We start from the raw sequence: 12771 nt of genomic DNA, 5'->3' as shown, positions 1-12771 counted from the left end.
AATGCAAGTAGATAAAAAAACAGTTGCTGTACTAGGTGGAGGCACTGGGATGCCTGTCCTTTTACGGGGGTTAAAGCATTATCCAATCCATTTATCTGCTATTGTAACGGTAGCAGATGACGGGGGAAGCTCTGGTCGGCTAAGAACAGAAATGGCGATGCCCGCACCTGGTGACATCCGAAATGTAATTGCAGCGCTAGCAGAAGTTGAGCCGATAATGGAACAATTTTTCCAACACCGTTTTCAAAATGGTAATGGTCTAATGGGACATACAATGGGCAATTTAATCTTGGCCGCAATGACTGCGGTAACCGGAGATTTCTATAATGGAATCAAGGAGATAGCCCGTGTCTTTAATGTGAAAGGGCGAATTTATCCGATTGCCAATCAAAATATGTTTTTACATGCTGAAATGTTAGATGGTGAAATTGTTTCTGGTGAATCAAAAATTCCTTTAGCTAAGAAAAGAATTAAGCGCGTATTTATTGAACCTGAAGCTGTTGAACCTTTGCCTGAAGCGGTCAAAGCAGTAAGAGAAGCTGATTTAGTTGTTATATCACCAGGAAGCTTGTATACCAGCACATTACCGAACCTTGTTGTGCCTCAAATTGCTGATGCATTAAGAGAAGCAGAAGGAAAAGTTGTCTACGTGTGTAACGTTATGACACAGGCGGGAGAAACTGATGATTATTCAGCCGCTGACCATGCTCAGGCTATTATTGATCATGTTGGTGAAGGGTGTATCGATAAGATCTTGGTTCATAATCAAGACATTACGGAGTCAATGCGGATCAAATATGCAGAAGAAAATGCAACGCCTGTAGATTATGATCGAGAACGCCTTGATCTTCTAGGTATGGAAATTATTGAAGCTGACATTATTGATGACCATAAACGATTATTACGTCATGATAACAATAAAGTCGCCCAATTACTCTGTTCGTTGATTGATATCACTAAAACTGAGCATGATAAAGAAAGGTGAGTAAGCCATGTCTTTTGCATCAGAAATTAAAAAGGAAATGACACAGATTGATAATAAACCGTGTTGTCAACAAGCAGAATTAGCAGCGCTTATACGAATGAATGGTGCGATATCGATTGCTAAACGATCTTATCTATTAGATGTTCAAACTGAAAATGCTGCTATTGCCCGGCGTATGTACACATTAATTCGATCATTGTATCCTTATCCCATTAAGTTATTGGTTCGGAAAAAAATGAAATTAAAAAAAAATAATGTTTACATTGTACGGATTGAAGAAGGAGCTAAAGCGTTATTAAATGATTTAGCGATCTTATCTGAACCCATTTCATTAATTAGAACGATTTCTGACAAGTATTTAAAGAAAGAATGTTGTAAACGTGCGTACTTAAGAGGGGCGTTTTTAGCGGGTGGCTCAATAAACAATCCTGAGACATCTTCTTATCATTTAGAAATAGCCAATGCTTATCAAGAACATAATGATTCTTTATGCCAATTAATGAATGCGTTTGGGTTACATGCCCGTATTCTTGAACGACGTAACGGTTATATCACTTATATAAAAGAAGCGGAGAAAATCACTGAATTCTTAAATTATACAGGTGCACACCAAGCATTGTTAAAGTTTGAAGATGTCCGTATCATGCGAGATATGCGCAACTCTGTTAACCGCCTTGTTAATTGTGAGACTGCAAATTTAAATAAAACGATTGGTGCAGCTTTTAGACAAGTTGAAAATATTAAGTTTATTGAGAAAGTAGTAGGTATAGAAGCATTACCTGATAAATTACAAGAGATAGCGAGACTACGGATCGAGCATCAAGATGTCTCATTAAAAGAATTAGGTGAACTTGTTAGTGGAACGAAGATTAGTAAATCAGGAATTAATCATCGCTTGAAAAAAATCGACCAATTTGCTGAACAGTTAAGAGCTGAGCATCATATGTTAAGTAATTCTACACAACAATCTTGATTGGAACGGTTAAATAATTACTCAACTTTCTCATCTAAATTTTCAGGTTCAGCCAAGATAGCATAAGGGTAGACCTAATATTAAAAATAGGCGTTGCCTTTGAATATAGATTTTCGATTGATTATAAACCTTTCGTTTTAGAGGCGCAGGTGAGCTATGTTCCGCTTTCACTCTCCCAAGCACAAGGGAGACATCTTGGTAAACGCAGTGTCTCCCTAGCCGTGGGCGTCAGATTTACACATGTAGATCATGAAGACATCGGCCCCCACCCAGTCTTAGTGGAGATAAGCAAGAGGTGAGACTTCTGCGGGAATAGGATGAGCTGAAGATCCACTTTAGAAGCGCTCTTAGCTTCTAAAGTTAGCTGAAGCCAGCCCCGCGAAAAGCGAATCCCTTGCTTTTCGGAACGACATAACATTCTAAACGTATGCGGCACATCCATCCATGCAGAAGTAAAGTCAACAAGCCTATTGAATACCGCGTCTATTGAACACGATCAAGGTTGAATGACTATTCTCAGTGTGCGAAAGTTGAGTAATTAGTCTAACTTTTGGGGTTCAGTATAATCCGTGAGCGTTTTCGTTCTTCTCCCACGGATTGGTCGTTGAGTGAATCAGGAGATTCGCGTCCGTTATCGCCCATTTAAATAGATTTAATTGTAATCTATATTTTGAGCTAGGCATTTTACGGACGGTTATCTGTGATAAAGGGGTAGAAATTAATGTTAAGAATCTGCACGGAAAGGAGGATTACACACTTATTAGCTAGGTATAAAAATCGATCAAGGGACATATGCTGTTATCGTTTGAGTGGTCAAATGGAAAGGAGCTTATGGCATGGTAGAAAAAACATTGGTTGTTGCTGTTAATCCGGGCTTACAAGCTGGGATCGCATCTGAATTTGTACAAAAGGCAAATAGTTATGTCTCAGAAATTTTTTTGGAAAAGGCAAACAGACGTGTCAATGCTAAAAGTATTATGGGCTTGTTAAGCTTAGCCGTCACTAACGGCGATACCATTACATTACTAAGTGATGGAGATGACGATCAAGAGGCGATTGATGTCTTAGCTAATTTTTTATCCAATCCGTCGTAATTTTCTATAAACAAAGTCACCTTTAGATCACCTGCACCCTTCATTGTTAGTGACTTAACAATGAAGGGTGCAGTTTTCTATAACGTATAGTTTTAGCTAAGGTCTCAAATATGAATGTTAAGAATAGGCTCTTCGGGTGATAGCTCTTCAGAGCATCCCGCCGATTGGATTTCCACTTGATTTAATAGTTGTTAGCTTTTATTTTTTCAAAAAATATAGACCAGAACTATTGACAACTTTTCTTGTCATCCGTTACAATATTGACAAAGAAAGTTGTCAATATGACATTTATTTTTGTCGATCATCTGTGATTGATAAAGAACACGTTTTATGATCAAAGTGATCAATTAGAAGGCGACTTCTTAGGAAAAATGATGAAGGGAGTATGGAGATGTCATTACATATAGAAAATGTTACTAAATGTTATGGTAAATTTACAGCTGTTGATCAGCTATCCCTTGACATCCCGGAGGGTCAAATTTTTGGTTTTTTAGGATCTAACGGCGCAGGGAAGACAACGACGTTTCGAATGATTTTAGGTTTGATTGATGCAACAGAAGGTAAGATTACTTGGGAGGGCGAACCCATTAATTATCAGCGAACAGATCAGATTGGTTATCTGCCTGAAGAACGTGGTTTATATCCTAAATTGAAGGTTAAAGACCAAATTATTTATTTAGGTCGTTTAAGAGGTATGGACAAAAAGGAGATACTAACAGAATTAAATAAATGGCTAGAGCGCTTCAATATTACTGATTATTTAGAAAAGAAAGTAGAAGAGTTATCAAAAGGAAATCAACAAAAAATCCAGTTTATTTCAGCGGTGATTCATAAACCTAAATTATTAATTCTTGATGAACCCTTTACTGGTTTAGATCCTGTCAATGTTGAGTTGCTAAAAAATGCTGTGGTTGAATTAAAAGAACAAGGAACAACCATTGTTTTCTCTTCCCATCAAATGGGAACAGTAGAAGAATTATGCGAATATCTTTGTATCATGCAATATGGTAAACCGATCGTTCATGGGGCATTAAAAGAGGTGAAACGTTCTTTTGGTAAAAAGAATTTATTTATTCATGCTGATTTTGATTTAAGCTTCTTAAAAACGATCGATGGAGTAGACAATCAAAAATTAACACCTGAGGGTTGTATTCTGCAAATTGAAAATGAAGATGTTTCTCAAGCTATTTTGGAACAATTACACCAAAAGGGTTTTGTTCGTAAATTTGCTTTAGAGGAACCATCCTTAAACGATATTTTTATCGAAAAGGTAGGTGAATCGTATGCGTAAATTTGGTGTCGTTTTATTACACTCATATTTATCTCGTTTGAAATCCAAATCATTTATGATTACAACGGCTTTATTTTTAATCTTTATTATGGCTGTCGGCAATCTTGATTTCATTTTGAATTTATTTGATGGTGATGGAAGTGCCGATCAAGTAGCGGTTATTGATGAGACAGAAGATATCTACCCATGGCTAAGTGAACAGGTTGAACAAGGTGAACATGGTTTCGAATTAGTTGATTTTGAAGGGACAGTCGATCAGGCTGAATCGGATATCTTAGACGGTCAATATGTTGGACTGCTATCATTACAAGCAGACGATCAAGATTATTTTATCGCCAACTATCACACTGATCAGTTGATCAATCCATCGGTTCAAAATCAACTTGATAACTATTTACAACAATATAAGGTAGCTTTAGCCACAAATGAAGCGGGCATCGATCAAGAAGTGATTGAATCCATTTATCAACCGATAGCATTTGAGACGATAGCAATAGAAACAGCAGATGGTCGTACGGCTCGATCGGAAGAAGAAATCGGCGTGGCTCGTGGTCTTGTCTATGTCATGCTATTTGTGCTCTATTTCGCCGTCTTAACTTATGGGAATATGATTGCTATGGATATTGCCAATGAAAAATCATCAAGGGTGATGGAAATATTAATTTCAAGTTCACCGCCAATCAGTCAAATGTTTGCTAAAATAATAGGTATAGCCTTACTTGGGTTAACTCAGATCGGTTTGTTTTTTGTAGTAGGCTATTATATGATTGAACGGGTACAAGATGAGTTAGTCGGTGGATTCTTTGAGGTATTCGGCTTTTCTGAAATTGCTGTATCTACCTATGTCTATGCGGTCGTCTTCTTTTTACTCGGCTACTTATTGTACGCAACATTATCAGCAATGCTTGGTTCACTCGTAAGTCGAATGGAAGATGTTAATCAATTAATGATGCCGGTTATTCTGTTGATTGTTGTTGCCTTTATGTTATCCATGTTCGGCATCAATATGCCGGAGGCCAGTGTGGTGACTATTACTTCTTATATTCCTTTCTTTGCACCATTGGTGATGTTTTTGCGTGTAGGTTTACTAGAGGTCCCTGTATGGGAAGTGGCATTAAGTATTGGAATTTTAATCTTGACGATTCTACTATTAGCTTATATAGGTGCTAAAGTATACCGTGGTGGAGTGCTCATGTACGGAAAAGGAAGTTCGCTTAAAGATTTTAAGCGCGCACTACAGTTAGCAAAAAAAGATAAATAATGAAGAGCCTGATCGTCTATTAAATAGATTATCAGGCTTTTATAATGCCTTTAGAAAGTACAGCATTTTAATAAAGAAGTGGTAACTCAAATAGTATAAGAAAAGTTAACACATTTCTAAAAGGAGTGAATCCCAGTTTTTAAGATCCTAGCAGTCTAGTAAGTTAAGTTCTTATAACGGACTGAAAAAGCTAGAATCAATAGCGTTATTTTATCACAGATAACCGTCCGTAAAACGTCCGCCTCAAAATAGAGAGGAGCGCTCATTTTTAGGAGGGAAACAACGAACGCGAATGTCCTGATTCACTCAACGGACAATCTGTGGGAGAAGAATGAAAATTCCCACGGATAGAAGGTTTTTTTTATAAAACGAACGTGCATTCGCTTTTAAGGTCTGGTAAAATAGAGTATATAAGGTAACCGAGTGATCATAACACATTAATAGCAGTTAAAAGACAAAATATCAACCATAAACTAGTATACGAGGAGAGCTATTCATGGAAAAGAAGATTAGCTTTATTCATTGTGCTGACTTGCATTTAGACAGCCCGTTTAAAGGCATGAGCACATTGCCTGCTCATTTATATCAAGAATTAAAGCGGAGCACTTTTGATGCGTTGGATAACTTAGTTGCATTAGCAATTAATAGAAATGTTGATTTTATTCTAATCGTTGGCGATGTATTCGATGAATCGATTCAAAGTGTTTATGCAGAAATGCAATTTTTAATGGCTTGTCAAAAGCTTGAGCAAGCAGGTATTGAGATTTATCTTTCTTTTGGTAATCATGATTATAATCAAACAAAACAACGCTTTGTGCAGTTTCCGGATAATGTTCACCTTTTTGATAGCGATCAAGTGACGTCTAAAGTCTTTGAAAAAGATGGTGAACCTTTAGTAGCCATCCATGGTTTTAGTTACCTTGAGCGGGCGGTCACAATTAATAAAACAGAGCAGTATCAACCTGTTTCTAATCTACCTTATCAAATCGCCATGCTTCATGGGAGTATCCAACAATCAAAGGAACATGACCATTATGCACCCTTTCAACTAAGTGATCTAATAAACAAACCATTTGATTATTGGGCATTGGGGCATATCCATAAGCGATCCATTTTAAGTGAAGATCCGCCTGTTGTCTATTCGGGTAATACACAAGGGCGTTCAGTTAAAGAGTTGGGGGAAAAAGGATGTTATCTTGTATCATTAGATCAAAATAAAAAAGCACAAGTACACTTTGAAGCTTTACATGCGATTCAGTTTGACCAATTAATGATTGACGTGAGTCATTGTCAACAGATTGATCAGCTCTACCAGCTTGTTACTAATCATTTGGTGAAGCTAGATAAGCAACGCCGAATTGTATTCATCAAACTACTTAATTATCAAGATCCGCTATTATCTCTTTATCATCAAGGGAAAATAACAGATTTGGTTGATGTACTTAATGAGCAATATCAAGACCAGCCAGATTGGCTATCGATTCAACAGATGACGTTAACAAAGCAAGCTGATTCGATCGACACAACATTAGAAGCACGCGATCCTTTTATGAAGGAATTACTTCAAGGTTTTGATTCGATTGATTGGGAAGAAGCAATGTCAGAGTTATGGCACCATAGGAAAGCGCGTCGTTTCCTTGATGGGCTAACAGAAGAAGAAAAACAGCAGATTGCTGAAGAAGCAAAGCAGTTATTAAGATTTCAATTGATAGGGAACGATACGTATGAAGATTAAACGGATAGAGATATATGGATTTGGTAAATGGAAAGATAAGTCGATTGATCTTGAAGGTAAAGGATTTGTAGCTATTATTGGCGATAATGAAACAGGTAAATCGACTTTACGAGCTTTTATATTGTTTATTTTATTCGGTCTCTCTCCACAGAAGCGTCAACGTTATCTGCCTAAACAAGGTGGTACGTTAGGTGGACGATTAATCGTTATCATTGATAATGAAGACTATGCGATTGAACGTATCCATGACCGAAATCAAGCAGAACCTATTTGCTACAACGCAAACGGGCAATTATTGTCTAAGGATTGGTTATTCAAGCAATTGAACGGTGTGACGCGTGCGCTTTTTGATCAAATTTTTAATTTTGATGTACTTAGCTTACAAACAAGGGAGCAACTAACGCGAGACCAGTTAGGACAAGTATTACTTAGTGTAGGTATGACTGGCTCAGATCGAATTTATCAGGCTGAAAAAAATCTGAAGCAATCGATTCAAACCCAGTTTAAACCACAGGGTAGAAAGCCACAATTAAATCAAATGATTGCGTCATTAGCTGACCAAGCAGACAAGGTAAAACAGTTAGAAGACGATATCCCAATCTATATTCAACATCAGCAATTAAAAAGGGACTATCAGAAGCAAGTTGAACAGACCGAACAAGAGCTGCAGTATTTAACTTCTTCACTCGTCACTTTAAAGGAACAGCAAAGACTCTATCCTTCACTAGAGAATTATCAACTGGTCAGTGAACAGTTAAAAGCATATCCTGATCCGTTTTCATTTCCCGAGCAAGGGGCGGTTCGTTTTAAACAGCTAAAGGATGGTTTGCAACCACTTGAGACAGAGTATGAAGTGACTTCACAAAAAATAGAAGATCTAAAAACGGATTTACATGCGCTTCAAGACAAGATGACCACAAGTCAAATCAAACAAAAAATTAACCAAATACTTAAGCAAAGCCAAGCTTATTTAGAAGAACGAACGTGGATCAAGCAGCTTAAACAACAAATCGATGAATACACAGAAGAGATTAACCAACGATTAAATCAACTTAGGCTCCCCATTACAGAGACAGAATTGCTCAATTTGCCTTTTAGCTATGGAACGGGAGAAACATGGCAGCATATTAGCGAGCGTCATGTTAAATTAAATGAAGACATGGCGATATTGCAACAAAACCTAACGCAGTTGAAAGAAGAGAACGATGAGCAAAGTCAAGACTGGAAATTACTGAAAGACCATATGTTAACATCATTTGAGCTCGAAACCTTAAAAGATGAAAAAGACCAGTTGATGGATGCAATCACACGATCACAGTCACCGCTTTCTAAACAACAACTTGATCAGTTGTCAAATAAACAGAAAAGAGTCCAGCATATTGTGGCGATATTTTTAATTTTAGTTGCAATCAGTCCCCTTATCATTTCTTTTGACTGGTGGTGGCTATCAGGGATTATTATTTTGTTGGGGACAACTGTGTTAATCAATAACAAACGGATTGATCGTCACGTTTTTAGCATGACACAAGACTGGCAAGATCAACATCAAAACGGGATTAACACTTATCTAGAACGGAAAAAGCAGATCGATCATCAATTAAATGACTACTATACGTATCGTGATCAATTTATGTTATTAGAACAAGCGATCAAACGGAATCAGACGGATCAATTAAAGGTAAGTCAACAATTGGATCGTGTCGAGCAACAATTGCACATGCTTAATCAGTCGATTGATGAACAAAGGTCATTATTCCCATTGCTAAAGCAATTAGCACCCGAGCGTTGGGCAAGTCTTTATGATCGATTACAAACTTTAATTGAATGGATTGAAAAACGCGATCAGTTAAGGGAACGGAAGCAAAATCTTATCACTCAGCAGGAAAAATTTGAGGAGAAGGTTAAAACAGATTTAGCTGGTATGTTGGATTTTCAGTCTTATCCTTTTATTGATGCGCTGGAAATACTAAAGTCAATCTCAATTGAACAGCAGAAGCTCCTTCAACAGCAAGAAACATTGACGGAACGTTTGACATATCAAGAGGAAACGTTAAAGACGTTAACCGCGAAAATGCGCCCCTTTCAAAATGAAATAAAATTACTACTAGAAAAAGCTGCTGTTGAAGACGAAGAAGCTTTTATTGTACAAGCTCAAGCATATGAACACTGGCATCAATTAAAAGAAAAACAAACGCAATTCGCTCAACAAATTAAACTGCATTTACCTGAACAGCAAAAAGAGTGGCTCAAGATAGGTGATCCCCCTGTCTCGCTATCATCGATTGAAAATGAGATCATTGCCTGTCAAGAAAAATTGGAGACATTAAATGAACGGCTTAACCGATTACGTCAACAAGTTGCTGATCAGCAAGCGATTTTAAAGCAACAAGAGCAATCCAGACAGTTGGTTGATGTTAAGCATGATTATTATTATTTAAAAGAGAGCTTTGAATGGAAGGCCAAACAATGGCTTACCTATCAAGTCGCTTTAAAGCAAATTGAAAAAACAAAGCAACAATTCCAAATTTCTTACTTGCCTACGGTCTTAGAAAAAGCCAGTTATTATTTTAGTAAAGTGACAGCTCAAAACTATCAAAGCCTATTCTTTGATGATCAGGAGCAGCGAATACATGTTTTAACAGCTACAGGTGTAAGCTATCACTTGGATGAATTGTCGCAGGGTACGTTAGATCAGTTATTTATCAGTATTCGCTTTGCGATTAGTGAATGGTTAGCTATTCACGCAACGCTCCCTTTCTTAATTGATGATGGTTTTGTTCATTTTGACCAACATCGTTACCAGATGATTTATCAAATGATAAAGGAATTGAAAGATAGTCATCAAATTATATTTTTTACAAAGTCAAGTGATATTTTTATAAATAAGGGATTGGCTAAAGAAGATAAATATATTACATTATAAAGAAGAGGACTTCACAAGTTAACCGAAATAATGGTACGATATGATTTATTACAGATAAGCGTCCGTAGTCCGTAAATCGCCCGCCTCAAAATAGAGAGTAGAACTCATCTATTTAGGCGGACGATAACGGACGCTAATGTCTTAATACACTTAACTAATCATCAGTGGGCGGGGAAGATCGTAGCCTAAAACCGGACATCGTGTGGCAACCCTATGTACTGTAGCCCTCCGCCCTCTGATTGAAGGTTCGTTTTATTATAAATTGTGCAGTTTGCTAATGATAGTGACGGGGGTTTAACTTTGATGAATAATCAATCAAGTCAAAATGAGTGGAATTTATATGAAGAAACAGTTGATAAGTTTATTCAAGTGATTGCAAAAAATATGAATCTTTATGGGATTGCACCATCAGTCGGGCGTTTATATGGTAAACTTTATTTTAATCAAGAGCCAATGACGCTAGATGATATGCGTGATGCATTAGAAATGAGCAAAACCAGCATGTCTACTGGTGTTCGAGCTTTATCCGAAATGAAGATGGTAGAGCCTGCTTTTCGTAAAGGGATACGTAAAGATTTATATAAATCTGAAGAAGATTGGTACAAATCGTTCACTTCTCTATTTGGCAATAGGTGGCGTCATCATACAGAAACGAATATAGAAGAAGCAGATGAGGCGATACAAGAGTTGGAGGGACTTTATCACCAAACTGAAGATCAGGAGCTACAGCAGAAAATCATGCGTGACATTGACCGTTTGCGTTATGCTCAGAATTATTATCGATGGTTGATGCGTTTTATTCAAGTCGTCGAATCGGGTGAAATCTTTAACTATGTCCCGAAGGAAGATCATAAACAATAAATAATGTAAGAAAAAAACTTGAGTTGCTGACAACTCAAGTTTTTTCTCATTTCATCGAATAATGGCTATAGTGAACAAAAAGTTTTCAGAAATCTTTCGAGGAACTGTTAGCTTGAAATCAAGTCTGCTAGCTTCTATTCGTGTTCAACTGCATTTTCATAACGACTGTCTAAGTAGTCAACAATATGAATGAGGTAACCGTCTAGCGTCAATGGAGCTCTAACGGCAGACCCCCATTCTGGCAAGCCATGGTGGCATAAGATACAATGACTGATTTCATGTATCGCATCAATCGTTAACGTGATATTAAACTGTTCAATAAGTTTATTAAAAAGTAAAACGCCATAAGGAATATGACCAATAAGTACACCTAAGGGATCCATTGTAATCCCTGCTTGTTTTCGATTTTGTAAAGTTGTTTTATCGGCAGTTGGATAAAGGAGCTCAAAACCATGATATGACTTTCCGGCATGATCGTATTCAAGCATTTTACCGATATCATGAAATAATATCGATAATATTAAAATATCGTAGTTCGGTTTGGTTTCATAGTTCATTGCTCCTTTTGTCATCCGATAGAGATGATCAATGGTATCATTCCAGGTCGCTCGTTTATAAGGATCTTTTTCCCCTTTATAATTTAGGTATAATTCTTTTTTATATGCTTTTTCGACAATTTGAATTAAAGCAAATAACCCTTCAACATGACCTTTATCAAAACTAATAATGTAATTAGCAAAACGCATTAAGCCTACCGTATGTTTTAATAATCCCCCTAAATAGTTGTGATGATGACTTTTAGCAGCTGGAACAATAGAGAAATCATGCCAAAATGTTTTTAAAGTCTCAACAGCTAATTGCTGATAAGGCTGGTTTAATTGATAGAGATAATGTAATAGTTCGATCGTTAAATCCGAATATGATGCTGATGTATGTGGAAGAAGATTAAAGGGATTCATATCACCATCGATGGCAGTCAATTGATTAACAGTAATTGATTTTTGTCCATTATAGGCATCAATTATACCTTCTACTTCAAATACGGCATATTTCTCAAGTAGTGGCAAGTTTTTTTCTATCGCACCTTGATTATCCCACATTTTGGCAGAAATGATACCGTTATTATTACTAAATGATAATTTTAAAAACTGTTTGTTCGTTCTTGTTAGCTTAACCTCATAGTCATTGAGTAATAAATGTTCGCTAATATTAGCTCCCGCCCTTTGATGATTAATATCAAAGGTTTTTTCTCCATTAGGTAAAGGAGGTGCTGGGAAGTTTTTTAATATATTATTCGCGCGCTCATCATCGATATTGATCTGAATCGGTATGACATCAAAAAAATATTGCGACTGAATTTGCATGGGCAAGTCACTCCTTATTTGTTAGCATTATTGTCATTGTAACTTAGTAAATTTGAATTGAATACCTATTTTTGTGTTTATCACAGATAACCGTCTGTAAACCCCCCTTCAAAATAGAGAGTAGAACAAATCGATTGAGGTGGGTGGTTTACGGACGCCAATGTCCTGATTACAGGTTCGTTTTATCTTGCATTAACAAATGGTCTACGCTGTTGAGCAATAATGGGTTATAGAACGAAAAAGGCACAGCTTTGTTTGGACAAGCAAATGCAAATAAGATAAGG

General features: G+C 36.9%; 9 protein-coding genes. 8 read left to right on the top strand and 1 reads right to left on the bottom strand.

Annotated elements, in window-relative coordinates:
- Nucleotide 1 precedes the first annotated feature (1 nt).
- From JOE23_RS08695 to JOE23_RS08660, 8 genes are all read left to right on the top strand, one after another.
- Nucleotides 2-985, top strand: coding sequence for a gluconeogenesis factor YvcK family protein (locus JOE23_RS08695; RefSeq protein ID WP_204437658.1), 984 nt, complete (start codon nt 2-4; stop codon nt 983-985).
- Nucleotides 986-992: 7 nt separating this feature from the next.
- Nucleotides 993-1958: a DNA-binding protein WhiA gene (whiA, locus tag JOE23_RS08690; RefSeq protein WP_204437651.1), complete on the top strand. Its 966-nt coding sequence runs from the start codon at nt 993-995 to the stop codon at nt 1956-1958.
- An 836-nt stretch (nt 1959-2794) separates the two neighbouring features.
- A complete protein-coding gene (locus tag JOE23_RS08685; protein ID WP_204437643.1) occupies nt 2795-3052 on the top strand; it encodes an HPr family phosphocarrier protein in 258 nt (85 codons plus the stop codon).
- Between the two features lie 391 nt (nt 3053-3443).
- On the top strand, nt 3444-4343 hold the full coding sequence (locus JOE23_RS08680) for an ABC transporter ATP-binding protein (protein ID WP_204437641.1): 900 nt from the start codon (nt 3444-3446) through the stop codon (nt 4341-4343).
- Nucleotides 4336-5604, top strand: coding sequence for an ABC transporter permease (locus JOE23_RS08675; protein ID WP_204437639.1), 1269 nt, complete (start codon nt 4336-4338; stop codon nt 5602-5604). The genes JOE23_RS08680 and JOE23_RS08675 overlap by 8 nt, the downstream gene beginning before the upstream one ends.
- 496 nt (nt 5605-6100) lie before the next feature.
- On the top strand, nt 6101-7339 hold the full coding sequence (locus JOE23_RS08670) for a metallophosphoesterase family protein (RefSeq protein ID WP_204437637.1): 1239 nt from the start codon (nt 6101-6103) through the stop codon (nt 7337-7339).
- Nucleotides 7329-10262, top strand: a complete 2934-nt coding sequence (locus tag JOE23_RS08665; RefSeq protein ID WP_204437634.1) for an ATP-binding protein — start codon at nt 7329-7331, stop codon at nt 10260-10262. Before JOE23_RS08670 ends, JOE23_RS08665 begins: the two co-directional genes overlap by 11 nt.
- Nucleotides 10263-10565: 303 nt before the next feature.
- Nucleotides 10566-11123 carry a GbsR/MarR family transcriptional regulator gene (locus tag JOE23_RS08660; RefSeq protein WP_204437632.1) on the top strand — a complete coding sequence of 186 codons (558 nt, stop codon included), beginning with the start codon at nt 10566-10568 and terminating at the stop codon, nt 11121-11123.
- A 134-nt stretch (nt 11124-11257) separates the two neighbouring features.
- On the opposite strand, the gene JOE23_RS08655 is transcribed toward JOE23_RS08660, so the two are convergent.
- The gene (locus JOE23_RS08655; RefSeq protein WP_204437630.1) at nt 11258-12487 is read right to left on the bottom strand and encodes a hydrolase; all 1230 of its coding nucleotides are present in this window, start codon (nt 12485-12487) and stop codon (nt 11258-11260) included.
- Between the last annotated feature and the right edge of the window lie 284 nt (nt 12488-12771).

This window comes from Amphibacillus cookii, from assembly GCF_016908375.1.
GTDB lineage: Bacteria > Bacillota > Bacilli > Bacillales > Amphibacillaceae > Amphibacillus_C > Amphibacillus_C cookii.
The sequence above is the reverse complement of the archived record's forward strand: the minus strand, read 5'-3'. Positions and strand labels throughout refer to the sequence as shown.